Origin of the sequence: Neorhizobium petrolearium, from assembly GCF_017873175.1 — a bacterium.
Lineage (GTDB): Bacteria > Pseudomonadota > Alphaproteobacteria > Rhizobiales > Rhizobiaceae > Neorhizobium > Neorhizobium petrolearium.
Map to the genome: position 1 here is coordinate 142,972 of NZ_JAGGJW010000007.1, position 25,397 is coordinate 168,368.

Sequence of the window (25,397 nt, forward strand, 5' to 3'; positions counted from 1 at the left end):
CCCTCTCCTCACGCTTCCGCCCGTGCGCTGTGGTCCGGTCCGAAACTGCGCCATTCGGCAGGCGGCGGCTCGAAGCCTGGCGGACGGACAAGCGAGGGGACCTGGCGCGTGTCGATCTCGAAATGCTGGTTGCGGTGATCGATGCTCGGCACGGCGGAAATCAGCCGCTTTGTATAGGAATGCTTGGGATTTGAAAGCACCGAAGCGGCATCGCCGATCTCGACGATCTCACCGGCATAGAGGACCGCAATCCGATGTGCGATGCGTTCCACCACCGCCATGTCGTGCGAGACGAAGAGATAGGCAAGCCCATATTCGCGCTGGAGATCGACCAGCAGTTCGAGAACCTTCGCCTGCACCGAAACGTCGAGCGCCGAGACAGCTTCATCCAGCACCACCACGGAGGGATTGAGCATCAGCGCGCGGGCGATGCAAAGCCGCTGCCGCTGGCCTCCGGAGAACTGGTGCGGATAGCGTTCCAGACTATCCTCCGGCAGGCCGACGCGCTTCAGCAGTGCCTTCATCTTGTCGCGTGTTTCGGCATTGACGCGGCCGCCGGCGGCAATCACCGGCTCGGCGAGGATGCTGTCGATCCGAAGTCGCGGATTGAGCGACGCATAGGGGTTCTGGAACACCATCTGGACGGATGGATCGGTCGCATCGGCGACGCTGCCCATATGGGTCGAAAAGCTGCCGCGGGTCGGCCTGACAAGTCCGAGAATGGCGCGGGCGGTGGTGGATTTGCCGGAGCCGCTCTCGCCGACGATCGCCAGCGTCTCGCCCGGCATCAGGTCGAAACCGACGTTCTCCACCGCGTGGACCGAGCCCGGCGAGCGACTGAGCAGGCCGCCCGTGACCTTGAAGCGCACCGTGAGGCCATCCACTGTCAGGGCCGGAGAACTGGTCTCCTCCCTGTGAAAATCGGACCGGACGGCCCGGCCGGATTCGAAATGCGGCACGGCACTCAAGAGATGCTGCGTATAGGGATGCTGTGGCCGATCGAGAACATCATTCAGAGAGCCTTGCTCAACCGCTTTGCCGGCCTGCATGACCATGACCTTGTCGGCAATGCCGGCAACGAGACCGATGTCGTGGGTGATGAAGATCATCGCCATGCCGGTCTCGCGCTTCAATTCGCCGAGCAGCGCCATGATCTGCGCCTGCACGGTCACGTCGAGCGCGGTGGTCGGTTCGTCGGCGATCAAGAGGCGCGGATTGCAGGCGAGCGCGGTCGCGATCATCACGCGCTGGAGCATGCCGCCGGAGAGCTGGTTAGGGCAATATTTCAGGCGCCGGGCCGCATCGGGAATGCGGACCCTGTCGAGCGCGTCCCTGGCGGCGGCCGTCGCCTGCCTACCGGTCAGGCCGTGGTGAAGGCGAAACGATTCCTCGATCTGCGTGCCGATGGTCAGCACCGGATTGAGCGAGGTCATCGGCTCCTGGAAGATCATTCCGATCTCGGAACCACGGATCTTTTCGAGTGAGGGTTCATTCGCCTGGGCGAGGTCGAAGACGCTGCCGTCACGCCGTCTGAGGCTGATCGAGCCGTCGATGATGCGGCCGCCTCCGAAATCGACGAGACGGTTGATGGAAAGGGCCGTCACCGATTTGCCCGAGCCGCTTTCGCCGACGATCGCCAGCGTTTCTCCGGCATCGAGGTTGAAGCTGACGCCCTTGACGATCTCGTTTTTCATCGGGTCCCGCCCGAAGCCGACGCGCAAGGCCGAGACGGAGAGAAGCGGTGTCATGCAGGCCTGCTCCGCGTCTTGGGGTCGAGGATATCGCGCAGCGCGTCGCCGAGCAGGTTGAAGCCAAGAATACTGATCATGATCGCCAGTGCCGGAAAGATCAGCAGCCAGGGGGCCGTCTCCATCAGGTTGCGGCTGTCGGCCAGCATCAGGCCGAGCGAGGAGGCGGGCGGCTGGGTGCCGAGACCGAGGAAGGAGAGGCCGGCTTCCGTCAGCAACGACCAGGCCAGGGCGAGGGTGACCTGTACCGTCAATGGCGCCACGAGGTTCAGGAGAAGGTGACGGGTCAGGATATAGTGTCGGCTCGAGCCGAAGGTGCGCGCGGCATCGACGAATTCGCGCGACTTGATGGAGAGCGCCGGGCCGCGCACCACGCGGGTAAAGATCGGCGTATAGACGATCGCGATCGCCGCGATGCTCGTCCAGGTGCCGGGGCCGACGATAGCGATGATCAGGAGCGCCAGCAGAATCGCCGGAAAGGCGAGCAGCACGTCCATGACGCGCATGACGAGAGCATCCCAGGCCTTGCCGAACCAGGCTGCGGTGAGGCCGAGCACGGTGCCGGCAAGCGTCGCAAGCGTCACCGAGCAGAAACCGACGAGGAAGGACTGGCCGACGCCTTTCATCAGCCGGCTCGCGACGTCGCGGCCGAAGAGGTCGGTACCCATCCAGTAGACCGCGTTCGGTGCATGCAGCCGGTCGATGCGGAATTGCTGCAGGGGATTATGCGGAGTGACATCAAACATGCCGAGCAGTGCGACGACGATGTAGATCACCACGATGGTGCCGCCGATCCTGCCGCTTGCATGAGAGAATATTGCACGCAGCATCGCCATCAGCCGCCTTCTCCGAGACGGATGCGGGGATCGAGCGTGGCATAAAGAAGATCGACGAGCAGGTTGATCACCATGAAATTGAAGGCAATGAAGAGCACGCAGCCCTGAACCAGCGCGTAGTCTCGCTGCAGAATCGCGTCGAGAACGAGGCGACCGAGGCCGGGTAGGGCATAGATCTGTTCGACAAGCACGGCGCCGCCGAGCAGGTAACCGAATTCCACGCCACTCAGCGTGACGACCGGGATCAGGGCGTTCGGCAGTGCATGCCGCCAGATCACGCTGCGCTTCGGTACGCCCTTGCTGCGGGCCGTGCGCACATAGTCGTCGCTCAACACATCCAGCATGGCTGAACGGGAAATGCGGGTGACGGAGGCCGCGAAGGCAAAACCGAGCGTCACGGCCGGCAGGATCATCTGGCCGAGATTGCGCAGCGGATTCGTGAAAAACGGCGTGAACTCTCCCATGGTCGGCAGGATGCCGAAGCCGGCCGACAGCGCATAGATGATCAAAAGGCCGACGACGAAATTGGGCGTCGACTGGCCGATCATAGCGAAGATACGAACGCCGAGGTCGGATAGCTTCTCATTGCGAGTGGCTGCGAACACGCCAGCCGGCAGGCCGACGGCCAACGCGACGCACATGGACATCAAGGCGAGTTGCAGCGTCAGCGGAAAACGCTCCAGGATGACGCCGAGCACCGGCTTGCCATAGGTGACGGAAATGCCGAGATCGCCCTGGAAAACGCCGAGCAGCCAGTGCCAATATTGCGCCAGGATCGGCTGATCGATGCCGAAATAGCTCGCCAGGGCGTCTCTTTGAGCCGGTGTGAGAAGGCCGGCCTCCGTGCCGAGCATGGCGGTAATCGCATCGCCCGGCACCAGACGGATCGCCACGAAGACGAGGATGGAGACCCCGAGCATGACGAGCGGAAAGGTAAGCAGCCGTCGCGTCAGATAGCTCATGGGTCAACCAACCTCGTATTCGTCGTTGCAGGCATCAGGGCTGGATGCTGACCTTGCTCAGGCCGAACAGCGAGCCCTCCGGTGTCGGAACGAAGCCCTGAACGTTCTTCTGTTGCGCCGTATAGCTGTAGGAGGTGTAGAGCCAGACCCAGGGCGAAACCTCAACGAGGTGCTTCTCAAATTCTGCGAAGATTGCCTTGCGCTTGGCGGGATCGGTTTCCTCGCGTCCTTTCTGCATCAGGCTGTCCAGCGTGTCATCGATATAGTTGGCGACTTTCTGCAGATTGCCGACCTTGGTCCAGTAGCGGTTGTACATGGAGTAGGGATCGGCACGCCCGCCGTTCAGAGCGACGGCCATATCGAAATCGCCCTTCAGCCAGGCGTCGACATAGACGTTCAGTTCCATCATCTTGATGTCGAGCTTGACGCCGATTTCTGCGAGCTGCGACTGGATGACCTGCGCTTCGGCAGCCGCTGTCGCGGGTTCGCCATTGGCGGCGATGACGGTCGCCGAGAAGCCCTCCGCAAAACCCGCGTCGGCCATCAGCTTCTTGGCCTTTTCAACGTCGCGCTTGTAGCAAAAAAGCTGGCTGGCGTCGGTCGTGTAGCCCGGCATAGTCAGCGGGCCGGTCACCTTGCCTTCGCCGACGGAGGCCGTGTCGAGGACGTCCTGGCGGTCGATCGCGCAGGAAATTGCCTGTCGGACGGCAAGTTCGTTCATCGGCTTGCGGGACGGGTTCAGTTGGAGAACGTGATAGGCCAGCACCGGGGTGCGGTTGAGCGTCAGGTTTGCTTCCTTCGGCACGAGGGTGGCGACAAGCGGATCGTTCAGAAGCGCGAAATCGATCTGCTTGGTGCGCAGGGAGGCGAGGATTGCCGTTTCGTCCGGCAGGACGTTGATGTCGATCCCGTCGACTGCCACCTTTCCGCCGGCCCAATCCTCGTTGGCGGTAAGCACTTCCTTGGAATTGGGGTCCCACTTTTCCAGCTTGAAGGGGCCGGAACCGAGCGCTTTCGTGCCGATCGAACCGGCAGCGATCTCGGCTGCGGGAACGATGGCCGCGTTGATGCTGGCCATTGCGGTCAAAAGCGGCACATCCGGCTGCGAGAGCTTGAAGACGACCGTCTTGTCATCGGGCGTCTCAATGCTGGCGATGGACCGGAAGTTGGCGCGGGCCGCGGCGGCCGTTTTCTCGTCGAGGACGCGCTCGAAAGAAGCCTTCACGTCCGCGGGGGCGACCGGTTTGCCGTCCTGGAATTTGGCATTCGGGTCCAGCTTGAACGTCAGTTCCTTGCCGTCGGCGGAAAACTGCCACGAGGCTGCAACCGCAGGAACGAGCTGCAGATCCTTGTCGAAGCGCACCAGCGGCTCGTAGATCAGCTCAAGCAGGCGGATCGAAGAAAATGCAGTCTGCTTGTGCGGATCGAGACCCGTTGCATCCTGCGACCAGGCCATGCGCAGCGTGGCCGCCGAAGCAGGAGTGGTTACGATCGCGGTCCCCAGTGCCACGGCGAGTGCCAGACCGGAAACCAGTCTTGTCGAAAAAATCCTTCCCATTTCAATTCTCCCTCTCGATATTGTTGCCTTCCGCCGACCCGCTGCAAGCGATCGCGGCCCTTCATTCAGCAGCTTTACGCTGTCTTCCCATTTATCGCCTTCCGAAGGAAGCCTCCGGCATTGTCAAGTGCTGTGCGAGCCGCATCGACATCCATTCCGGTAAGCTGGATCAGGATCGCCAGCTTGACGTCATTGCCGGTCAGGTCGAGGACGCGCCGTGCCTCTTCCGGCTCACAGCCGGTCGCCTGCATGACGATACGCGCGGCGCGCGCGACGAGCTTCTGGTTGCTCGCGGATACGTCAACCATCAGGTTCTGGTAGGTTTTGCCGATGCGGATCATGCTCGCCGTCGTCAGCATGTTGAGCACGAGCTTTTGCGCGGTACCGGACTTCAGCCGCGTGGAGCCGGTCAGGATTTCCGGCCCGACCACCGGCGAGATGGCGATATCGGCGATTGCCGCGATCACCGACACCGGATTGCAGGAAAGGGCGACGGTCTTGGCTCCAATTTCCCTGGCGTAGTTCAAGGCACCGATGACATAGGGGGTACGACCGCTCACAGCGATGCCGACCACGACGTCGTCCGCAGTCAGTCCGATGTCGACAAGGTCCCGCCGGCCTTGGTCGGGGTCATCTTCTGCTCCTTCGATGGCGTGCTGAAGGGCATGCGTGCCGCCGGCAATCAGGCCGACGACCATGCCCTCCGGCACGCTGAAAGTGGGCGGGCATTCCGATGCATCGAGGACGCCGAGACGTCCGCTGGTGCCCGCTCCGATATAGACGAGCCGCGCGCCTTTTTGGAACGCCTTGACGATCTCATCCACGGCCTCGGCAATCTCGGGGATTACCTTTTCGACCGCGGCAGGGACGCCCTTGTCCTCCTCGCTGATCTCCCGAAGCACATCGATCGTCGGAAGAAGATCTATATCCATGGAACGGGGGTTGCGGCCTTCCGAAACGAGTCTCTCCAGTTCGGATATCAGTCGTGCGTCCGTCATGACTCTGCTTTCGAGATCCGGCCGAGGTTTTGCATTCCGCAATATCTGCGTCCTGCCGTCTCCTCGTCGCCCTTCGTTGCGTTTCGTAAACGGTTAGGATTATCCATTCCTAGAGTCAATCGAAGAATGGAATATATTATTCCAATCTGGGCGATAAATTTCAGATCGACAATGGATCGCTCAGAGCGCTTCGGCGGCCTTGCGGGCGAGGATGATGGCGCCTGACACTGCATCGCCATCGGCAGGCTTCAGGCGGCGGCGGACGTCGGGCGCCAGCCAGGGTTCGAGCGGGGTGGAAAGACCGCCAAGCAAAGTCACGCGCGGGGCACCGAGATCGAAGAGGGTGCGGACCAGCGTGTCGATCTGTTCCGCCGCGCTCTGGACGATCCGGCGGCCGACGGAATCCCCCTGGTCCGCATGGCGCATGACCATGGGTGCGAATGCTGCATAATCCGTCGCGGTGGCGCGGTCCATCCAGGCAACGGCCTCCATGGGATCGTCGTGGAAGCGTTGCATGATCTCCGTCAGAAGGGCAGTCTTCTCGATCCGACCGTCATTGGCACGAAGCGCAAGCTGGATTGTCTTCAGCCCCAGATCCGCGCCACTACCCTCGTCGGAGATCGGAAAGCCGTAGCCGCCGATGCGCAGGTTCCGCCCTTCCACAAAGCCCAGGCCGATCGAGCCGGTACCGGCGATCACGATCGCGCCGTCGCGGCCCGAATGCGCACCGAGGCAGGCGCTCATGCCGTCGTTGACGAAATCCAGACTGGCGAACGGGTGAGGGATCGCCTTCAGGGCTTCGAATACATCCCTGCGGCTCGCTCCCGCCAGGCCTATGCCGACATGGGTATAGGCGATCTCATCCTGGCCAAACCCGGCCTCATCAAGAGCGGCGTTGAAGGCGCGAGATATCGATGCCCAGGCCTCCTCAATGCCGAGCCGCGTGGTGGCGGGGCCCGAGAGGCCTTGACCCAAAACCGCGCCGGAACCGTCCTCGACGCGGGCTCGGCAGCCGGTGCCGCCGCCGTCGACTCCTAGGAAATAGTGCGGAGTCCCCGTCATTCGCTCAACCGCTCGATGTCGGCGCCGCAAAGGCGGAGTTTGCGATCGAGCTGTTCGTAACCACGATCGAGATGGTAAACACGGTTGACGACGGTTTCCCCCCTGGATACGAGCCCAGCGAGAACGAGAGAAACGGAGGCGCGCAGGTCTGTCGCCATGACCTGGGCACCTTTCAGCGGTGCGCCGCCGCGCACCAGCGCCGTCGTGCCCTGCAGAGCGATATTGGCGCCAAGCCGCATCAACTCCGGCACGTGCATGAAGCGGCTTTCAAATACGGTTTCGCGGATCAGCGAAGCGCCTTCCGCGCAGGCAGCCAGTACCATGAATTGCGCCTGCAGGTCGGTAGGGAAGCCCGGATAGGGTTCCGTGGTGATGTCGGTCGCTCTCAAAGGTCCATCGCGCGAGACGACGAGACCGCGGTCGCTCGGCCAGACGCTGACACCCATAGCCTCCATCACCTGCACGACCGAGGCCATGTTCTCCAGCCGGGCGTTGATGAGCTCCAGCATGCCGCCGGTGATTGCCGCCGCCACCGCATAGGTGCCCGCTTCGATGCGATCGGGGATGCTGTGATGCTTGGCTGGCTGCCAGGTCGTCGAGCCTTCGACGAGTATGCGATGGGTGCCGGCACCCTCGATATGTGCACCCATGGCGGTGAGACAGGCGGCGAGGTCGGCGACTTCCGGCTCCCGTGCGGCATTCAGGATCTCTGTCTCACCCTTTGCAGAGGTCGCCGCCATCATTGCGGTTTCGGTGGCGCCGACGGAAGGCGAGGCGAGCACGATGCGCGCTCCCTTGAGCCCGCCTGGTGCCGAAGCGACGATCAAGCCGCTTTCTACGTCGATATCCGCACCGAGCGCTGCCAGTGCCTTGATATGCATGTCGACTGGCCGAGCACCGATGGCGCAGCCGCCCGGCATCGACACGCGAGCATGGCCGAAGCGGGCGAGCAACGGCGCAAGGACGAGCACAGTGGCGCGCATCTTGCGCACGGTATCGTAGGAGGTCTCCTTCGAGACAATTGCCTTGGGGTCGATGATAGTAGAATGGGTGGACCGAGTTATCTCGGCGCCATGCAGGCTGACGACACCCAGCATGTTTTCCACGTCGCTCACCAAAGGAAGGTTGGTAAGTTCAACGGGATAGGGGCTGAGCAACGTGGCCGCTATCTGCGGCAACGCGGCATTCTTGGCACCCGCAATGCTGACGGCGCCTTCCAATCGATGCCCCCCAACAATCCGCAATCTGTCCATGACGAAACCTGCCGAAAAGGCGCGTAGAGCCTGATTGATCCTATCCAGTTTCCAAAACTAAACCTCCGGGCGCTTCTGTCAATCATTTGGAATTTTTTATTCCCAAACATGATGTAATCTGTGGTAATTCATGATGCTGTCGGTGGCAGAAAGGGTGTTGCAGCGGGACGCTGCGATGTTATCTTTCGCGGCCTGATGGACAGGGTCGGTATCGCGAGGCTTCCGAAGAACGCATGTCAATCTTAAAGAAGATCAACGCGCAGCTTGATGCCATGGCGCCGGCAGACCGACAGATCGGCCAGTTCATTCTCGACAATCCGGACCAGATGCTGAGGCTCTCTTCCGCGGCACTTGCCGCCGAGACCGGCCGCAGCCAGTCGAGCGTGGTGAAGTTCAGCCAGAAGCTGGGTTTTGCCGGATATCAGGAACTGAAGCTCGCCGTCAGCGAGGCAAAGGCCCAGGAATGGCATGCGCCGCCCGGCATGATCCACGGCACGATCGAGGTCGGAGACAGCTATCTCACCATCCTGCAGAAATTGATTGGCAGCAAGATGCTGTCGATGCAGCAGACACTCGCGGTCAACAGCGAGCCAGAGATCGAGCGGGCACTGACGGCACTCGACAAGGCGCGCCGCATCCATATGGCTGGCGTTGGCGCATCCTCGCTGGTTGCGCGCGATTTTTCCTATAAGCTGATGAAGCTCGGCCGCAACGTGTTGCATGACAGCGATAGTCACGTGCAGATGGCGAATGTCTCGACGCTCGGCAAGGAAGATGTGCTTTTCGCGCTCTCCTATTCGGGCACCAGCATCGAGACGTTGCGGATCGCCGAACTGGCGAGAGAACGGGGAGCGACCGTCATGGCGGTCACCGGTCTCGACGGCGGCCCGCTCACGCAGGTGGCCAATATCCGGCTCTATACCGTCGCGGACGAGGAGCGTGTTCGTTCGTCATCGATTACAGTGCGCGACGCACAACTGATGCTGACGGATCTTCTCTTCATCCTGCTCGTCCAGCGTCAGCCGGATGCCAACGAATATGTCCACAACAGCGAACTCGCGGTCTCGGTTCTGAAAGCTCGCTAACGGTTCTTAAAGCGTGTCGCAATCTTTCAGATTCGCCTGACCCGCTTTAAGCTCTTGTTTTCACACATGTCGTTATCGCAAACCGCTGCACACTTTTGCGCGACATGCTTTAGGCGTTGAGTCGATGCTTCACGCGCATGACCTTGAAGAAGCCGTTCGGGAAGACACGACGGATTTCCGCCACTTCGAAATCGCCACGGCGTTCAGCCCATTCGCAAATCCGGCCAATGCGGAAGGCAGAGCTCCAGCCGACCCGGTGAACGAGCGGAGCAACCGCTTCCTCGATCGCTCCTTGAAGGCCACGTCCGTCGCCGAGCTTGCTGGCGATGATGATCTCTCCGCCGGGCCTCAGCACGCGGGCGCACTCATCGAGCGCCCGTTCCGGATCCGGGATCAGGGTGATGACGAAAGGCAGGCAGACGACATCGAAGGACTGGTCCGCAAACTGCAGCCGGTGTGCGTCCATCACATGCAAGGCGCGGACATGGAAAAGCCGGCGACGGGCAACCTTTTCGCGTGCCTTGGCGATCATGTGTTCGGACAGATCGATACCGGTGACGTTGCACTGTTGCGGATAGTAGGACAGGGCAAGTCCGGTGCCGACGCCTACTTCGAGAATATCGCGTCCGGCTTCGCCCGCAAGTTTTGCGACTGTTCGATGTCCGTCCCTCAATAGCCCTCGATAGACCCGGTCATAAACCGGAGCCCAACGTTCATACACTTTCTGCTGATGTTCGGCGCTGTTGCGGATTGCATCCAAGATTGTCCCCTCCCGGTAGCCCCGATTTCAGGTAAACTCAGGAGGAAGATAATAGTTCCGCTTCGCGGATGGGGCCTGCGCTAGCATCCGCGACTATCCGCATCATTCGGCGCGCATGGCTTCGATGAATTTCCTCGCCTTTTCTGCGACGGATGCGATGTCTGTACCGGGTTTGTAAAGGGACGATCCGATGCCGAAACCGGCCGCACCTGCCTGCGCGTAGGCGACCATGTTTTCCGGCGTCACGCCGCCGACGGCAAGCACCGGAATCTCTTTCGGCAGCACGGCCTTCCAGGCCTTGATGATCAGCGGCGGGATCGCTTCGGCCGGGAAGGCCTTGATGCCGGTGGCACCGGCTTCGATCGCAGCGAAGGCTTCGGTCGGCGTTGCGACTCCAGGGAGGCTTACCATGCCGGCCGCGCGCGATGCCTTGATAACGGCCGGGTTCGCGTTCGGGGAAATGATCACCTTCGCACCGGTTGCTGCAACATCGGCAACCTGAGCAGGGGTCAATACCGTGCCGGCGCCGATCAGCGCCGTGTCGCCGAAACGCTTGACGAGCCTTTCGATACTCTTCAGCGGTTCGGGAGAGTTGAGCGGCACTTCGATGATCCGCCAACCGGCCTCGATCAGGACTTCGCCGACGCTTTCAGCCTCTTCCGGCTTGATGCCGCGCAGGATGGCAACGAGATTGCAGGCCTTGAGCGCCTCTTCGAAGGTCATGTCGGGACTCCTTGTCACTTGGCGGCTTCGGCCGCAATCAGCAGGATACCGCGCTTGGCGGCATTATCGGGGCCAGGTTCGACGGTGAGATCGAAGAGCGGCGCGACACGACCGTAACGACTGTTCAGCAGATTGTTGCCGACAATCCCGATCGTCTCACCGGCCTTGAACCAGCCGGCGGCGCGGGCCTGGCGGAACTCCGAGCCGATGATAAGGCCGGAGACGTAATCGAGAATGTTTTCGGGCTTCAGCTTGCCGTCGAGGATGCCGGTGCGGGCGCTGAAGATTGCCGAGAGGAAGGCGTCGGCCGCAGCATTGTTGCTCGCCGCGAATTCTACGCCGCGACCGAAGCTCTGCCAGTCGGGCTCAGCGTCGGGCACGGGATCCTGCGCCTTGGCGATGAAGGAGTGCTTTGTCAGCAATGCGAAGACCTCACCGGTCGCATAGGTCTGGAAACCGTCGATACGGCCTGCCTTGATCCGCGCCCATTTGCTGTGAGTACCGGGAAGCACGAGCGTCCGGTCGCGATCTAGGCCGAAACCGACGATCTGGGTTTCCTCGCCGCGCATGACATCCGGAAAAGGCTTTGCCGCCGGATCGCGCATCCCCGGTAAAAAGGTGATGACAGCGCCAGTCTGCAATGTCAGCTTGCGCGTGCCAGCGGCGAGTTCGGCGACACCGCCCGGCGTGTCGACATACGGCACCTCGACCCAGCCGTTGCGGCTGGTGATCATGCCGGTTGCCATTACCGGCAACGGGCCATGGGCGGAGAACCATTCGCCGACTGCCTGCATCAGCGCCGCCTCGAATGCGCCGTCTTTGACGAACTGGATGCCGCCACTCGACGATTCCTGAGTATCGAGCGTTTCACCGGTTTCCGAGACCAGCATGGCGCGCAGCGAACTCGTTCCCCAATCGAGGATGATCGAGGTCGGTGTAGGCATATCAGATTCCTCCGGGAGCGATTTTCGCCTCCTCGATAGCCCGTGCCGCATCACCCTGTCGAGAGGCGACACGGCGAAAACCGGCAGCAATGTCGGGTGTTACGAGATTCGCTTCAGCACCGAAAAGTTCAAGCGCAGTCTTATAGCGTCCGGCGAGCGGCGTGTGGCCGACAATGCTGATCTTTCCGGATTTGCCTTCGCCCAGCGCTTCGGCGATTTCCGCGCCGATCATGAGGCCGGCGAGGTAGTCTGCGATCTCTTCAGGTCCAAGCTCGTCGAAGAGCACGAGGCTGCGGGCAGAGAAAATACGGGCGAGAATACGGCCGGGTAGGACGCCTTGTTCACAAGCAGTCAGAACGCCACGGCGGAAGGCGTCCGGCCGTTCCTCATAGGTCGCAGGGATGAGCCGCGAGACAAGCGAATCCTTTTTCAGCAGATCAAGGATTTCGCCGGACATATAGGTTGTAATTGCGCTGATATGGCCGCCTTCCATCGTCACCCATTTGGCATGTGGGCCTGGCAGCACGAAAAGGCCCTCCGTTTCCGTGAGCCCGAAGAGCGACATTTCCTCGCCGCGCATGACATCGGGCAGGGGGGTCGTCTGGGCGATGCCGGGCAGGAAGACGAGTGGTGGCAGGCCCTCCACGTGATGTGTGACGGCCTGATCGGCGAGATCGGCAGGCCCGGCTGGAACGGGTGCGAAAGGGCTTTCGATCCAGCCGTTGCGGCTGGTGATCATGCCGGAAAACAGGATCATTTCCGTCTTTTCGAGCCAGTCGCCAAGTTCTTCGCGGAGTGCCGCTTCGAAAGTGTCGTTCGTGACCCTGGTCGTGCCGCGCGCGCTCTTCTTTTCGCCGAGCACGGTCTTGTCGTTGAGAAGCAGCGCGCGAAAGGCGGCGGAAGTCCATTCGATGGCAATATACATGGAGGAATGATCCTATAGGCGAGCTTGAAGTCAGTATGCGGGTTTCACTGGGAACCAATCCTTGCGTTCCGTATCGAGGTAGGCGCCGGCAATGCAGGTGACACGGTATTTTTCGAGCTCACCGACATCCACTTCGACGCCGAGTCCCGGACCTTCCGGTACCTGAAAGCGACCCTTCTTCAAGGCCGGCGGGTTGGGGGAGATGTCTCCGCCGAGATAGGCGCGTTCCGTGTCGATGGCGATCGACATATTCGGCAGCGAGGCGGCTAGATGGATATAGGCCGATTGGGAGAGCGCGAGTTCGGCGCCGGAATGCAGCGTCACGGGAATGCCGACCGATTCGCAGATCGCCGCAGCCTTGATCGTCTGCCAGAGCCCGCCCGCCTCGTGTGGGTCGAGCAATACTACATCGGCTGCGTTCGCCCGGATGATGTTGCCGACGTCGGAGAGCGTATAGGCGCTCTCATCCAGCGCGATCGGAACCGCCGAACGGGCTACCAGTGCCGCATGGCCGGCGAGGTCGTCGAGCTCCAGCGGCTGTTCCACGTAGGCAGGGTCGAAGGCTTTGAGCTTTTCGAGCTGACGTTTGGCGGTCGCGGGATTCCAGGCGCCGTTGACGTCGAGTCGCAGCGGATGGTCGCCGATCACCCTTCGCGCTGTTTCCGCAAGCGTGATGTCGCTTTTCTCGTCGAAGCCAATCTTCACCTTGAACGTCGTATAGCCGAGATCGAGGAAGCGCTTCAGCCGTTCCGACAGGCCTTGCTGGTCCTTGGTGAACAGATAGGCCGCAGCCTCGACATCCTGGCGCCAGCGACCGCCCCATAGGGCATACAGGGGAAGACCGGCCTGTCTGCCGAGCGCATCCCACATGGCCATTTCCATGGCGCAGATCGCCATCACTGCCGCACGCTTGTGATGATAGAAGCCGGCACCCAGCACATGCCGGTGGAATAGCTCGGCATTGGCGACCGGATAGCCAATTGCCAAGGGCGCGACCATATCCGCGAAAACGGCTGGCACATTGGCTATCAGCGAAATCGTTTCACCCCAGCCGATGATAGCTGTGTCTGTCTCGATTCGGCAGATCAACCGGGTCGTGCCGATCCGCCGGCCCGAACCCCAAAGGATATCCTCGGTGAAAGGCATACGGACCAGCCAATGGTCCACTTTGGTAATACGCACAATATCCTCCCGTCCGGGCCTCTTCTGCGGCCGCTTCAGTTTCGTTATTGACATGGAACTTAGTTCCAAGATAACTCTCTTGGCAAGAGCGAGGCGGCATGCTGTGCGTACAGGCGAGAGACGGCGCCGCTTGGGAGAGGACATGGCCAAGGTACAATTGGAGACGATCGAGAAGGATGTTGCGAACGATGCGCAGGGCGTACCTGGCGTCCAGGCGTTGACGCGTGGCATCCAGATCGTCGATGCGGTGGCGGCTGAAACCCGCGGGCTGCGCTTCACCGAACTGCTCGATCAAACCCAGTTGCCGAAGGGCACTCTGCACCGGCTGCTTCAGGCGCTTGTCGATGAGCGGCTGCTCGCTTTCGACGCGCGCGACCAGGTCTACAGATTGGCCCCGCGGCTTTTTCAGTGGGCGCATAAGGTCTGGGACAATTTCGATCTGCGCGGCGCGGCCGAACCGGAGCTGGCGCGGCTTCGCGATCTTACTGGCGAGGCGATCCGCCTCGGGGTGCTGGATGGCGACAGCATTCTCTATATCGACCAGCGGGAGGTGCCGCAGCCGCTCCGCCTCAACAACGGCGTCGGTTCGCGTGCCGCGCCGCATGCGAGCGGCCTCGGCAAGGCGATCCTGGCACATTTGTCGCTTGAAAAGCGCCGGGCGCTGCTCGACGGTATTGAGCTCGAACGCTTGACGCCGAACACGATCGTCAATCCGGAGGAGCTCGGTCGACAGCTCGATCTCACCAAGGCGCGCGGCTACGCGGTTTCGGTGGACGAGCAGCATATCGGCATTTCCTCGGTCGCGGCTCCTGTTCTCAACCATCGCGGTGAGCCGATCGGCGCGATCGGCATCATCGGGCCATCGTTCCGCCTTCCCGTCGACCGACTGCACGCCTTCGGCCGCGACGTCATCGAGGCGGCACGCCGCACCTCGGGCAATTTTGGAGAATTCCCCATGTCGCTTGCGGTCAAGCCGCGCCCTCTCGGTCCCGATCGCGCCGATGTGCGCTGCGTCATTCCGGCAAGCACGTTCCTCGGCGAAGGTCCGCATTGGTCGCCGGAGCACAAGAAGCTCTATTTCGTCGATATCCTGGCGCCCGCGGTCCATATCGGCGATCCGGCTAAAGGCACTTATACCTCCATGCAGGTGCCGGAACTGATCGGCTTCGTGATCCCACGCTCGCGTGGCGGATTTGTCGCTGCGATGCATGGAGAGATCCGAGGTATCGATCTTTCAACCGGGGACATCACGACGATCGCGCGTCCGGAGGCGGATCGCCCCGGTAACCGGTTCAACGACGGGAAATGCGATCGTCGCGGGCGACTTTGGGCGGGCACCTTGGCGATCGATACGACGCCGGATCAGGGCCGGCTCTGGCGCGTCGATCCGGACGGCCGGGCGCGGGAGATGGATCGCGGTTTCCATGTCTCGAACGGGCTCGGGTGGAGCCCCGACGACCGCACCTTCTATTTCACGGACACCAATCGCCAGACCATCTATGCCTATGATTTCGATATCGAAAGCGGGGAAATCGCCAACCGGCGGGTGTTCATCACCGTGCCGGAAGCCGAAGGCAAGCCGGACGGCATGACCGTCGATGCGGAAGGTTTTCTCTGGATTGCGCATTGGGACGGATGGTGTGTCACCCGCTACGATCCCGAGGGCAAGGTGGAGCGGGTCGTCAACCTACCCGTGCCGCGCCCGACGAGCTGCGTTTTCGGCGGATCGGACATGCAAACCCTGTTCGTCACCTCCGCACGCATCCGGCTTTCGGCGGCACAGCTTGGCGAGGCGCCGCTTTCCGGCAGCGTGTTTGCCATCGATACCGGCATCAAGGGCCAGCCTGCGCAGATGTTTGCCGGCTGAACGAGACGACATGGGAAGAAATTGGGGAAGAGGAGCCCATGGCCAAGCTTGAATTGAAAAATATCCGTAAGTCCTTCGGCTCGGCCGAGGTCCTGAAGGGCATCGACCTGACGGTCGAGGATGGCGAATTCGTCGCCTTCGTTGGTCCATCTGGCTGTGGAAAATCGACGCTTTTGCGCCTCATCTGCGGCCTTGACGAGATCACGTCGGGCCAGATGGCGATCGACGGCGAGCTGGTAAACGATGTGCCGCCAGCCAAGCGCGGCATCGCCATGGTTTTCCAATCCTATGCGCTTTATCCGCACATGACGGTGGCGGAGAACATGGGGTATGCGCTGCGGCTTGCCGGCATTTCGAAAGAGGAGATTGCCGCCCGCGTCGCCAAGGCGGCTCAAAAGCTACGTATCGACCCTTATCTGGAGCGCAAGCCACGCCAGCTTTCCGGCGGTCAGCGCCAGCGCGTCGCGATCGGCCGCGCGATCGTACGCGAGCCGCGCATCTTCCTGTTCGACGAGCCGCTGTCGAACCTCGATGCGGCGCTGCGCGTCGAGATGCGCATTGAGATCGCCCGCATGAAGGAAACCCTCGGCACGACCATGGTTTACGTTACCCATGACCAGATCGAGGCGATGACGCTCGCCGACAAGATCGTCGTCCTGAATGCCGGACGTGTCGAGCAGATCGGTTCGCCGCTTAATCTCTACAACAAACCGATCAATCGCTTCGTGGCGGGCTTCATCGGCAGTCCGAAGATGAATTTTCTGAAACTCGAATCCAGAAAAGGCGAGGGCATCTTCAGCGTGCCAGGGGGCGACGTGCGTTTGCCGCGCAATCTCAATGCTGCGCCCACCGAAATCGGCATCCGGCCGGAGCATGTGGAACTCGTGAGCCGCGGTGCACCGGATTCGCTGGCCGGCACGGTCACCATCACCGAACATCTCGGCAGCGATACCTATGCCTACGTGGCGCTGGAAGGTTCGGAGGAAATGGTCGTGGTGCGGCTTTCCGGCGACCGGGCCGTCAACCGCAATGAGCCGATCGGCGTTCATGTCGATCCGGCGATGGTCCATGTCTTTTCCGCCGATGGCCTGTCGCTTGCGTCTGCACGTCCGGTCGCCCTGGAGGCCGCATGACCGTCCACCCCGAACTCATCGAAAAGGCTCATGTCGAGGTCGCGACCTATCCGAGCCTCAAGGGCAAGGGCGTGCTGATCACCGGCGGCGGCTCGGGCATCGGCGCCTCGCTGGTCGAACATTTCTGCGCCCAGGGCTGCAAGGTCGGCTTCCTCGAACTGAACGCCGATGTGGCAGCCGAGACGGCGGAAAAGATCGGCGGGAAGACCGGCAATGAACCGCGCTATCGTGCGGCGGATCTGCGCGACATCGATGCGCTGAAAGCGGGCGTCGAAGCGCTGCGGTCCGAGATCGGACCGATCCGTGTCCTGATCAACAATGCCGGCAACGATGACCGGAAGCCGCTGGAGGAAGTGACGCCGGAATATTGGGATGAGCGATTCCAGACCAATTTACGCCATCAGTTTTTTGCGGCGCAGGCCGTCGTGCCTGAGATGGCGGAAACCGGGGGTGGGGCGATCATCAACATGGGCTCGATCTCCTGGATGCGCGGTGCTGCAGGTTTGATCTTCTACACGACGGCCAAGTCCGCCGTCATGGGAATGACCAAATCGCTCGCCCGCGAACTCGGCACCCGCAACATCCGCGTCAATTCAATCGCCCCCGGCTGGGTGCTGACTGAGCGCCAGGTGGAGCGGGCGAAACGTATCTACCAAGGCAAATTTTCCGAATACCTTGAGGTCCAGTGCCTCAAGGAGCATCTGCTGCCGCCGGATATCGCCCGTATGGCGCTCTTTCTGGCGGCGGACGATTCCCGCCTCATCACAGGGCAGACATTCATTGTGGACGGGGGCGTCGTATAGGGGAGCCAAGCGGTTGCCGGCGCTCGCCGCTTGACCTTTTTAAGATTGAAACAGAGTTCCATCATCGTTTCATTGGGAGGATCTGATGAACAGCATAACCAGACTGATCGGTACCGCGGCGATCGCACTTGCGCTCGGTCCCGGTGCCGTCAAGGCAGCAGATTTGAGCTTCATGAGCTTTACCTATGCGGAGGAGGCCAACAAGGCGATCGTGCAGGGCGTCCTGGATGATTTCCAGAAGACGGACAAGCTGACGGTCGAGCCGCTCGGCTTCGCTTGGGGCGACATGCAGAAGAACATCTTTTTGCGCGCCCGCTCCAAGACGTTACCTGATATTGCCCAGCTCTCCGAACGTTGGCTGCCGACCTTCGCGAGCCTCGACAATCTGGTCGACCTGAACACGGTCTACGGCAAGGACAAGCTCGAAGCCGCCTTCGCACCGGATGCGCTCGCCATGGGCGATATTAACGGCAAGCAGTTGGCAGTGCCGCTTCTGTCCGGTTCGATCGGCATGGTCGCCAACAAGGAAGTGCTCGCCAAAGCCGGCATCAACGAAGCGCCGAAGACCGTAGATGACTTCAAAAAGGCGCTCGTTGCGGTGCGAGACAAGGTGCCGAACTCGGTCCCTTACACGATGGCGACCAAGAACAATGGTTCGATCCTGATCGACTTCATGGTCTGGAACTGGGTCCATGGTGGCCGTATTATCGATGACGCCGGCAAGGTCGTGGTCGACAGCCAGCAGAGCCGTGACGCGCTGAACTTCATGGTCAGCCTGATGAAGGATCGCCTGGCCGCTCCGGAAATCGATCGCCCGGATTCTCGCCGCCTGATGGGGCAGGGCGCCTCCGCCTTCTATCTCGACGCGCCGCAGACCCGCACCTTCCTTCGTGACTTCTCCGGTAAAGGGGAAGCATTCGACGCCAATGTCCTGCCTATGCCGACGCCGGTTCTGAAGGCGGGCGACAAGCCGGTGTCTGTTCAATGGGGGCATCTCCTGGTGCAGTTCGCGGCCGGTGGCAAGGCCAAGGCGGATGATCCGGCCGACAAGTTCCTGACGTACCTCCTTTCGGACAAGGTGCAGACCGACCTTCCGCTGAAGATGAGCGCGCTGCCGGTCACCAAGTCCGCACGCGAGGCGGTTGCCAGTGACGCCTATCTCAAGAACTGGTCGGCAGCGACGGGGGATGCCCGCCGCAACGAGGTCGGCATCTGGTCGAATGCGGCGGAGCTTACGCAGATCATCGGAGAGGAAGTGCAGGGCGCGCTGCTTGGCCAGAAGTCCACCGATGATGCCGTCAAGTCGATGCAGGCGCGTCTGACCACCAGCATGGAAAAGGCCAAGAAGTCGGAATAGTTGCCTGGAGTTTGCCCCTCACCCCCTCCCCGCTTACGGGGAGAGGGACGTGCTCCGAGCGGCGCTGGAGAACGATGGAAACAGTGCGGCATATGTCCTTCTCCCCGCGAGTGGGGAGATGGTGGCGGCAGCCGGATGAGGGGCGCTTCATGCGCAATCCGCTGGCAGCCAGATACAAGACCAACAGGAAATGACCTCATGGCCGTGATCGAAAACAATCTCGAAGCCTATCCGGTCTCGCCGCATGCGAACCGGGGCGGCTTGAAAGCCGGGCAGAGCCGCATGGGCCTTCTTCTGCTCCTGCCGGCCGCGATCGCCTTCTCTGCGGTCATTCTCTATCCGTTCCTTTCCGCGCTCGGCCTGTCGCTCTTCGAATTCACCGTCGAGATGATGGAGCCGCGCTATATCGGCTTCGAGAACTTCGCGAAAATCGCGAGCGATCCGGACGTATGGGCGGCCTTCTGGACGACGGCGATCTACGTGACGCTGACGACACTCGGCACGCTGGTTGCCGGACTCGGTTGGGCGCTGATCATGAACCAGCCCTTTGCCGGCCGTGGCGTGTTGCGGTCGCTGTCGCTGTTGCCCTGGGTTCTGCCCTCGACGGTCAGCGCCTTCGTCTGGGGCTGGATTTTCAACGCACGCTACGGTGTGCTGAACGCCTTCCTGATGGAACTCGGCCTCATCGATTTCCCGCAGGCCTGGCTCTCAACGCCGCAAGGCGCCATGCTCGCGGTGGTGCTGACCAAGGTCTGGCTCTCTATCCCCCTCTTCATGTCCTTCTTCCTTGCCGGGCTGCAGAATCTCGACAAGGAGCAGATCGATGCGGCCCGGGTTGACGGCGCCGGAAACTTTGCAGTTCTGCGCGACCATATCCTGCCGCATCTTCGCCCGGTGCTGATTATCGTCGTGGTGCTCGGGGTGATCGGCAATCTGCAGCAGTTCGACACCGTCTACGCACTGACCGGCGGCGGTCCCGTGCGGGCGACGACGGTGCTCTCCGTCGAGGTCTATCGCCGGGCTTTCGAGCAATGGGATATCGGTTATGCCTCTGCCGTCGGCGTGCTCTGGGTCGCTTCTCTGCTGCCGCCGGCCTTCCTCTATCTGCGCATGCTGGTGAAGGGAAACTGATATGTTCGACCTCTCCTCACGCTCCGCAAAGATCGTCTTCTTCGCTGCTCTCGCAGTGATCGGCTTCTTCCTGTTTTTCCCGCTCTATTGGCTGGTGATCTCGTCACTGAAGGCGAATGCCGAACTTTATCAGGTCGTGCCGACGCCGTTCCCGACCGTGCCAAGTCTCGAGCATTTCATCCGGGCGTTGACCACCGGCAAGCTGCCGATGTACCTGATGAACAGCCTGATCACCTCGACCTGCAGCGCCGCGTTGGTCACGCTTCTGGCGCTCTATGCCGGGTTCAGCTTTGCCAAATACCGCTATATCGGCCGGCAGCCGGTGATGCTGTTCATGCTGTCGGCGCAGATGTTTCCCTTCGGTCTGCTGCTGATCTCCATCTATCCGCTGATGAGCGAACTGAACCTGCTTGATACGCGACCGGGGCTGATCCTGAGCTACATCGTCTTTGCGCTGCCGGTCTCGACCTATATGCTCTACAGCTATTTTTCCCAGGTGCCGGACGAACTGATCGACGCCGCTCGGGCCGACGGCGCAAGCGATCTCCGTATCTTCCACACGATCGTCATTCCGATCTCGATCCCGCCGATCGTCACCGTTTTCCTCTATTCCTTCATGTGGTCCTGGAACGACCTTCTCTATTCGATGACGCTGATCGTCTCAGAGGACAAGCGCACGATCGGGCCGGGCCTGCTTCTCACCTATCTCAACGAGGTCAATTCCGACTGGGGCGGCGCCATGGCGGCATCGCTGATCGCATCCGCACCCATCGTTGCGGCCTTCATGTTCCTCCAACGTTACTTCATTCAAGGCGTCACCGCCGGAGCAGTCAAATGACCAAACCTTTAGCCGGAGCTTTCCCCGTTCTTCCCACGTTATTCCGCGATGACGGTTCGATCGATGAACGGGACTTTTTGTCGATCATCGACTTCGCGCTCGAAAGCGATGTCGACGGCGTTGTTTACCCGGGTGTTGCGAGCGAGGTGGATACGCTGACGCCGGAGGAACGCAAGCGGCAGGTAGAACTGCTGGCGGAACGGATCGGCGGGCGCATTCCGATCATTATCGGCGCCAGCGATCCGGATCCGAAGGCGGCGGCTAAGCATGTGGCGCAGGCGGGCGAGATCGGGGCAGCGGCAGCCATGGTTATGGCGCCCTTGTCGCTTGGCAACGATATTGCGGCACAGACGGCCTATTTCAGAGAGGTGACGGCCAATGCCGGCGTGCCGATCATGCTGCAGAACCAGCCAAAGCCGATCGGGGCGGGACTGACGCCGGAAGAGGTGGCGGCGCTCGCCAACGCCGTGCCGGAAATCCGCTACGTGAAGGAAGAGACCGCCCCTTGCGGCCAGCATCTCACCCGTATCAAGGCGGCCGCTAACGGTTCGCTGGATGCGATCTTCGGCGGGGCCGGCGGGCGTTACATTACCGATGAACTGGCGCGCGGTGCTGCCGGCACCATGCCGGCCGCCGAGCTTGCCGATATCCATGCCCAGATGATCCATGCCTGGCAGGAGGGCGATGTCGCGACGACGCGAAAACTCTACAACGTCTCGCTGCCGCTCCTTAACTTCCAGGCGATTTTTCGCATGCACATGACCAAGGAAGTGCTGCGTCGCCGAGGCGTCATCAGACATACGTTCGTGCGCGGCAAAGGACCGAAATTCGACGAGGGCGACAGAAAGGAACTGGCGCTTCTCCTCGGCGAGGCCGATCTTCCCTATACCAACCACAGGCCGCAGTGAGCACCATGCCCAAGAACGTCGTAGATGCGATCGTTTCGGTCGAGACCTTCATTATCTCCATTCCGCGCGAGGTGCCCTATCTCGGGCCGCTGAAGGAGGGCGAGGCGATCAACGAGCGCGGCTACCTGATCCGCAAGGGGAACCGCACCATCTACCCCTCGACCGATATGACGCTGCTGATCAAGGTCACCGGCGAAAGCGGCAAGGTCGGTTGGGGCGAGTGTTACGGCATTGTCGCACCCGAGGCGACCAAGGCGATCATCGACGACGTGCTCGGCCCCGTCATCATCGGCCGCGATCCAGGCGATGCCGCGGTCATCCACGAGGATCTCTACGACCTGATGCGGGTACGCGGGTTCTTCGGCGGTTATTATCTCGATGCGCTGGCGGGCGTCGATATCGCGCTCTGGGACCTCGCCGGCAAGAACCTCGGCGTGCCGGTTTCGACGCTGTTGGGCGGACGGCGGCACGATACGATCCGCGCCTATGTCTCCGGCTTGCCGAAGGCGACGCTGAAGGAGCGTTGCGATCTCGCCACCTATTGGGTCGGCAAGGGCTACAAGGGCATCAAGTTCGCGGCGGTGGTCGCCGAAGAGGATATCGTCAAGGAAATGGCGGCGCTGCGCGAGGCCGTTGGCCCGGATATCGACCTGATGGTAGACCTGCACTGGAAGTTCGAGGCCGGTGAGGCGATCCGCATCATCCGCCGTCTGGAGCCCTACAATCTCTATTTCGCGGAAGCGCCGGTGCAGCCGGAAAATCTAGAAGGCCAGGCGCGCGTGGCGGCCGGCATCGGCGTGCCGTTGGCACTCGGCGAGGAGCTGCGCACCGCTTATGAATACCGGCCGCGCTTCGAGGCGCGTGCCATGAGCATCGTGCAGCCGGAAATGGGCCATACGGGCATCACGGAATTCATCCGCATCGGCCAGATGGCGCAGGCTTTCCACATGAATATCATGCCGCATGCCTCGATCAGCGTCGGCATCTTCACGGCAGCCAGCCTGCAGGCATCGTCGGCGCTGCAGAGCGTGCCCTATCACGAATACCAGCACTCGATCTTCGACCGGAACCTCACCTACACGAGGGGCGACATGGCGTCAGGCGAGGGCACCTATGTCGTTCCAACCGGCGCCGGCCTCGGCGTCGAGCCGAAGGACGACGTGTTCGAGTTCGCCATCCGACGGTGACGGCCTCTCCACTGGCAAGACGACATTGAATTTCCGCCTGCGGAGCGCCATTTTAGGTGCAAATCCCAAACCGAAGGAGGAAAGCATGACGACGACTACCGAACGGGCCGTCCTGGCAGGCGGTTGTTTCTGGGGCATGCAGGACCTGATCCGACGTATGCCGGGCGTGATCTCGACGCGCGTCGGTTATAGCGGCGGCGACGTGCAGAACGCGACCTACCGCAATCACGGAACCCATGCCGAGGCGATCGAGATCATCTTCGATCCGGCCAAAACGAGCTATCGCGATCTCCTGGAGTTCTTCTTCCAGATCCATGATCCGACTACCAGGAACCGCCAGGGCAATGACATCGGAACGAGCTATCGTTCGGCAATCTTCTATGTCAGCGACGAACAGAAGCGTATCGCAGAAGACACGATCGCCGATGTGAACGCCTCCGGTCTGTGGCCGGGCAAGGTCGTGACGGAAGTCGAGCCGGTCGGCGATTTCTGGGAGGCGGAGCCCGAGCATCAGGACTATCTGGAGCGTTATCCGAACGGCTATACCTGCCATTTCCCGCGGCCGAACTGGAAGCTGCCGAAGCGCTCCAGCGTCGCTGCCGCTGAATAGCCGATCATATCCGAACAGGAAAAGGCGCTGCCATTTCGCGACGGCAGCGCCTTTTTGTTTGAGCTGATCCTATCAGGCGAGCGTGTATGCAGTCTTCACGACGGTGAAGAACTCGGCCGCATATTTGCCCTGCTCGCGCGGGCCGAAGGAGGAAGCCTTGCGGCCGCCGAACGGCACGTGGAAATCGACACCAGCCGTCGGCAGGTTGACCATCACCATGCCGGCTTCCGAATTACGCTTGAAATGGGTCGCGTATTTCAGGCTCGTCGTGGCGATGCCGGCCGAGAGGCCGAACGGCGTGTCGTTGGCGACGGCCAGGGCTTCCTCATAGTTTTTCACTCGGATGACCGATGCGACCGGTCCAAAAATCTCCTCGCGCGAGATGCGCATCTGATTGGTGGCCTCGGTAAATAGGGTCGGCTGCAGATAGAAGCCGGGCGTGTCGCGCTTGATGACTTCGCCGCCATAGGCGAGCCTGGCGCCTTCCTGCTTGCCGACCTCGATGTAGTCGGTGTCGGTCTTCAGCTGCTTTTCGTCGACGACCGGGCCGATATGGGTGCCGGCCTTCAAGGCGTTATCGACGTTCAGCGTCTTCAGTTTTTCCGTCAGAGCCGCCACGAACTTGTCGTGGATGCCTTCGGTGACGATCAACCGGGACGAGGCGGTGCAGCGCTGGCCCGTCGAGAAGAAGCCGGAATTGGCGGCGGCTTCGACGGCGACGTTCAAATCGGCGTCGTCGAGGACGACCATCGGGTTCTTGCCGCCCATTTCGAGCTGGAACTTGCGGTTATGCTCGATCGAGGTCATGGCGACGCGTTTGCCGGTGCCGATCGAGCCGGTGAAGGTGATGCCGGCCAGATCCGGGCTGTCGAGCATCGCCTGCCCGACGACAGAGCCGCGGCCCATGACAAGGTTCAGGACACCCTTCGGCAGGCCGGCGCGGTGCAGGATGTCGACGATCGCCCAGGCGCAGCCGGGTACGAGGTCGGCCGGCTTGAAGACGACGGTGTTGCCGTAGCAGAGCGCCGGCGCGATCTTCCAGGCGGGAATGGCGATCGGAAAATTCCAGGGCGTGATGATGCCGATGACACCGAGCGGTTCGCGGGTGATCTCAACGCCAATGTTCGGACGAGCGGAGGGAACCACTTCACCTGTCAGACGTAGCGTTTCGCCCGCGAAGAAATCGAAGATCTGGGCGGCGCGGGTAACTTCGCCGATTGCCTCGGGAAGAATCTTGCCTTCTTCGCGGGCGAGAAGCGCGCCGAGTTCTTCCTTGCGGGCGAGGATTTCATCGGAGGTTTTTCTGAGGATTGCATGGCGTTCGAGAATGCCGGAGCGCGACCAGGCGGGGAAGGCGGCTTTGGCGGCGGCGATCGCTTGCTTCGCGTCTTCCGCGCTGCCCTGGGCGTACATGCCCACCACGTCATTGGTGTCCGACGGGCTGATGTTCTTCGATGCCTCGGAACCGACCCATTCGCCGGCGATCAAGTTCTGGTAGATGGTCATGGACCTCTCCTTTCATGTGAA

23 protein-coding genes are annotated in these 25,397 nt (G+C 61.5%); 10 read left to right on the forward strand and 13 right to left on the reverse strand.

The window, feature by feature from the left end; translation table 11 throughout:
* Positions 1-8: 8 nt before the first annotated feature.
* The 7 genes from J2046_RS15145 to murA form a co-directional block, all read right to left on the reverse strand.
* Positions 9-1,748, reverse strand: a complete 1,740-nt coding sequence (locus tag J2046_RS15145) for an ABC transporter ATP-binding protein (RefSeq protein WP_210053094.1) — start codon at positions 1,746-1,748, stop codon at positions 9-11.
* Complete coding sequence (locus tag J2046_RS15150) at positions 1,745-2,584, reverse strand: ABC transporter permease (RefSeq protein WP_210053096.1); 840 nt, start codon at positions 2,582-2,584, stop codon at positions 1,745-1,747. Before J2046_RS15150 ends, J2046_RS15145 begins: the two co-directional genes overlap by 4 nt.
* Positions 2,584-3,546: an ABC transporter permease gene (locus J2046_RS15155; protein WP_210053098.1), complete on the reverse strand. Its 963-nt coding sequence runs from the start codon at positions 3,544-3,546 to the stop codon at positions 2,584-2,586. Before J2046_RS15155 ends, J2046_RS15150 begins: the two co-directional genes overlap by 1 nt.
* A gap of 34 nt (positions 3,547-3,580) precedes the next feature.
* On the reverse strand, positions 3,581-5,104 hold the full coding sequence (locus J2046_RS15160) for an ABC transporter substrate-binding protein (RefSeq protein WP_210053100.1): 1,524 nt from the start codon (positions 5,102-5,104) through the stop codon (positions 3,581-3,583).
* Positions 5,105-5,178: 74 nt separating this feature from the next.
* On the reverse strand, positions 5,179-6,102 hold the full coding sequence (gene murQ, locus J2046_RS15165; protein ID WP_210053102.1) for an N-acetylmuramic acid 6-phosphate etherase: 924 nt from the start codon (positions 6,100-6,102) through the stop codon (positions 5,179-5,181).
* A 180-nt stretch (positions 6,103-6,282) separates the two neighbouring features.
* A complete protein-coding gene (locus tag J2046_RS15170) occupies positions 6,283-7,164 on the reverse strand; it encodes a glucosamine kinase nucleotide-binding domain-containing protein (RefSeq protein ID WP_210053104.1) in 882 nt (293 codons plus the stop codon).
* A complete protein-coding gene (gene murA / locus J2046_RS15175; RefSeq protein WP_210053106.1) occupies positions 7,161-8,417 on the reverse strand; it encodes a UDP-N-acetylglucosamine 1-carboxyvinyltransferase in 1,257 nt (418 codons plus the stop codon). The genes J2046_RS15170 and murA overlap by 4 nt, the downstream gene beginning before the upstream one ends.
* A 233-nt stretch (positions 8,418-8,650) precedes the next feature.
* Here murA and J2046_RS15180 point away from each other — a divergent pair, with 233 nt between their 5' ends.
* The gene (locus J2046_RS15180) at positions 8,651-9,502 is read left to right on the forward strand and encodes a MurR/RpiR family transcriptional regulator (RefSeq protein WP_210053108.1); all 852 of its coding nucleotides are present in this window, start codon (positions 8,651-8,653) and stop codon (positions 9,500-9,502) included.
* A gap of 109 nt (positions 9,503-9,611) precedes the next feature.
* Here the strand turns inward: J2046_RS15180 and J2046_RS15185 are convergent, their stop codons facing one another.
* The 5 genes from J2046_RS15185 to J2046_RS15205 all read right to left on the reverse strand — a co-directional run bounded on the left by J2046_RS15185 (position 9,612) and on the right by J2046_RS15205 (position 14,036).
* On the reverse strand, positions 9,612-10,262 hold the full coding sequence (locus tag J2046_RS15185; RefSeq protein WP_210053110.1) for a class I SAM-dependent methyltransferase: 651 nt from the start codon (positions 10,260-10,262) through the stop codon (positions 9,612-9,614).
* A 102-nt stretch (positions 10,263-10,364) separates the two neighbouring features.
* Positions 10,365-10,985 carry a 2-dehydro-3-deoxy-6-phosphogalactonate aldolase gene (locus J2046_RS15190; protein WP_210053112.1) on the reverse strand — a complete coding sequence of 207 codons (621 nt, stop codon included), beginning with the start codon at positions 10,983-10,985 and terminating at the stop codon, positions 10,365-10,367.
* Between the two features lie 14 nt (positions 10,986-10,999).
* The gene (locus tag J2046_RS15195) at positions 11,000-11,929 is read right to left on the reverse strand and encodes a 2-dehydro-3-deoxygalactonokinase (protein WP_210053114.1); all 930 of its coding nucleotides are present in this window, start codon (positions 11,927-11,929) and stop codon (positions 11,000-11,002) included.
* Between the two features lies 1 nt (position 11,930).
* Complete coding sequence (locus J2046_RS15200) at positions 11,931-12,854, reverse strand: 2-dehydro-3-deoxygalactonokinase (RefSeq protein WP_210053116.1); 924 nt, start codon at positions 12,852-12,854, stop codon at positions 11,931-11,933.
* A gap of 30 nt (positions 12,855-12,884) precedes the next feature.
* Positions 12,885-14,036, reverse strand: a complete 1,152-nt coding sequence (locus J2046_RS15205; RefSeq protein WP_210053118.1) for a mandelate racemase/muconate lactonizing enzyme family protein — start codon at positions 14,034-14,036, stop codon at positions 12,885-12,887.
* A 142-nt stretch (positions 14,037-14,178) separates the two neighbouring features.
* On the opposite strand from J2046_RS15205, the gene J2046_RS15210 reads away from it, so the two are divergent.
* The 9 genes from J2046_RS15210 (at position 14,179) to msrA (ending at position 23,870) form a co-directional block, all read left to right on the forward strand.
* Positions 14,179-15,903: an SMP-30/gluconolactonase/LRE family protein gene (locus tag J2046_RS15210; protein ID WP_210053120.1), complete on the forward strand. Its 1,725-nt coding sequence runs from the start codon at positions 14,179-14,181 to the stop codon at positions 15,901-15,903.
* A 38-nt stretch (positions 15,904-15,941) separates the two neighbouring features.
* Complete coding sequence (locus tag J2046_RS15215; protein WP_210053122.1) at positions 15,942-17,036, forward strand: ABC transporter ATP-binding protein; 1,095 nt, start codon at positions 15,942-15,944, stop codon at positions 17,034-17,036.
* Positions 17,033-17,839: an SDR family NAD(P)-dependent oxidoreductase gene (locus tag J2046_RS15220; RefSeq protein WP_210053125.1), complete on the forward strand. Its 807-nt coding sequence runs from the start codon at positions 17,033-17,035 to the stop codon at positions 17,837-17,839. Before J2046_RS15215 ends, J2046_RS15220 begins: the two co-directional genes overlap by 4 nt.
* Before the next feature lie 85 nt (positions 17,840-17,924).
* Complete coding sequence (locus tag J2046_RS15225) at positions 17,925-19,196, forward strand: ABC transporter substrate-binding protein (protein WP_210053127.1); 1,272 nt, start codon at positions 17,925-17,927, stop codon at positions 19,194-19,196.
* A 198-nt stretch (positions 19,197-19,394) separates the two neighbouring features.
* Positions 19,395-20,327, forward strand: coding sequence for a carbohydrate ABC transporter permease (locus tag J2046_RS15230; RefSeq protein WP_210053129.1), 933 nt, complete (start codon positions 19,395-19,397; stop codon positions 20,325-20,327).
* 1 nt (position 20,328) lies between these two features.
* The gene (locus J2046_RS15235; RefSeq protein ID WP_210053131.1) at positions 20,329-21,165 is read left to right on the forward strand and encodes a carbohydrate ABC transporter permease; all 837 of its coding nucleotides are present in this window, start codon (positions 20,329-20,331) and stop codon (positions 21,163-21,165) included.
* Positions 21,162-22,073 carry a dihydrodipicolinate synthase family protein gene (locus tag J2046_RS15240; RefSeq protein WP_210053134.1) on the forward strand — a complete coding sequence of 304 codons (912 nt, stop codon included), beginning with the start codon at positions 21,162-21,164 and terminating at the stop codon, positions 22,071-22,073. The genes J2046_RS15235 and J2046_RS15240 overlap by 4 nt, the downstream gene beginning before the upstream one ends.
* A gap of 5 nt (positions 22,074-22,078) precedes the next feature.
* The gene (locus tag J2046_RS15245) at positions 22,079-23,260 is read left to right on the forward strand and encodes a mandelate racemase/muconate lactonizing enzyme family protein (protein ID WP_210053136.1); all 1,182 of its coding nucleotides are present in this window, start codon (positions 22,079-22,081) and stop codon (positions 23,258-23,260) included.
* Between the two features lie 85 nt (positions 23,261-23,345).
* Positions 23,346-23,870: a peptide-methionine (S)-S-oxide reductase MsrA gene (gene msrA / locus J2046_RS15250; protein WP_210053138.1), complete on the forward strand. Its 525-nt coding sequence runs from the start codon at positions 23,346-23,348 to the stop codon at positions 23,868-23,870.
* Positions 23,871-23,942: 72 nt separating this feature from the next.
* Here msrA and J2046_RS15255 read toward each other — a convergent pair whose 3' ends face one another.
* A complete protein-coding gene (locus J2046_RS15255) occupies positions 23,943-25,376 on the reverse strand; it encodes an aldehyde dehydrogenase family protein (protein ID WP_210053140.1) in 1,434 nt (477 codons plus the stop codon).
* Between the last annotated feature and the right edge of the window lie 21 nt (positions 25,377-25,397).

Excerpts from the sequence above, each read along its gene's own strand:
- J2046_RS15145 (WP_210053094.1), bottom strand. The coding sequence starts at position 1,748 with ATGACACCGCTTCTCTCCGTCTCGGCCTTGCGCGTCGGCTTCGGGCGG.
- J2046_RS15150 (WP_210053096.1), bottom strand. The coding sequence starts at position 2,584 with ATGGCGATGCTGCGTGCAATATTCTCTCATGCAAGCGGCAGGATCGGC.
- J2046_RS15155 (WP_210053098.1), bottom strand. The coding sequence starts at position 3,546 with ATGAGCTATCTGACGCGACGGCTGCTTACCTTTCCGCTCGTCATGCTC.
- J2046_RS15160 (WP_210053100.1), bottom strand. The coding sequence starts at position 5,104 with ATGGGAAGGATTTTTTCGACAAGACTGGTTTCCGGTCTGGCACTCGCC.
- murQ (WP_210053102.1), bottom strand. The coding sequence starts at position 6,102 with ATGACGGACGCACGACTGATATCCGAACTGGAGAGACTCGTTTCGGAA.
- J2046_RS15170 (WP_210053104.1), bottom strand. The coding sequence starts at position 7,164 with ATGACGGGGACTCCGCACTATTTCCTAGGAGTCGACGGCGGCGGCACC.
- murA (WP_210053106.1), bottom strand. The coding sequence starts at position 8,417 with ATGGACAGATTGCGGATTGTTGGGGGGCATCGATTGGAAGGCGCCGTC.
- J2046_RS15180 (WP_210053108.1), top strand. The coding sequence starts at position 8,651 with ATGTCAATCTTAAAGAAGATCAACGCGCAGCTTGATGCCATGGCGCCG.
- J2046_RS15190 (WP_210053112.1), bottom strand. The coding sequence starts at position 10,985 with ATGACCTTCGAAGAGGCGCTCAAGGCCTGCAATCTCGTTGCCATCCTG.
- J2046_RS15195 (WP_210053114.1), bottom strand. The coding sequence starts at position 11,929 with ATGCCTACACCGACCTCGATCATCCTCGATTGGGGAACGAGTTCGCTG.
- J2046_RS15200 (WP_210053116.1), bottom strand. The coding sequence starts at position 12,854 with ATGTATATTGCCATCGAATGGACTTCCGCCGCCTTTCGCGCGCTGCTT.
- J2046_RS15210 (WP_210053120.1), top strand. The coding sequence starts at position 14,179 with ATGGCCAAGGTACAATTGGAGACGATCGAGAAGGATGTTGCGAACGAT.
- J2046_RS15215 (WP_210053122.1), top strand. The coding sequence starts at position 15,942 with ATGGCCAAGCTTGAATTGAAAAATATCCGTAAGTCCTTCGGCTCGGCC.
- J2046_RS15220 (WP_210053125.1), top strand. The coding sequence starts at position 17,033 with ATGACCGTCCACCCCGAACTCATCGAAAAGGCTCATGTCGAGGTCGCG.
- J2046_RS15225 (WP_210053127.1), top strand. The coding sequence starts at position 17,925 with ATGAACAGCATAACCAGACTGATCGGTACCGCGGCGATCGCACTTGCG.
- J2046_RS15230 (WP_210053129.1), top strand. The coding sequence starts at position 19,395 with ATGGCCGTGATCGAAAACAATCTCGAAGCCTATCCGGTCTCGCCGCAT.
- J2046_RS15235 (WP_210053131.1), top strand. The coding sequence starts at position 20,329 with ATGTTCGACCTCTCCTCACGCTCCGCAAAGATCGTCTTCTTCGCTGCT.
- J2046_RS15240 (WP_210053134.1), top strand. The coding sequence starts at position 21,162 with ATGACCAAACCTTTAGCCGGAGCTTTCCCCGTTCTTCCCACGTTATTC.
- J2046_RS15245 (WP_210053136.1), top strand. The coding sequence starts at position 22,079 with ATGCCCAAGAACGTCGTAGATGCGATCGTTTCGGTCGAGACCTTCATT.
- msrA (WP_210053138.1), top strand. The coding sequence starts at position 23,346 with ATGACGACGACTACCGAACGGGCCGTCCTGGCAGGCGGTTGTTTCTGG.
- J2046_RS15255 (WP_210053140.1), bottom strand. The coding sequence starts at position 25,376 with ATGACCATCTACCAGAACTTGATCGCCGGCGAATGGGTCGGTTCCGAG.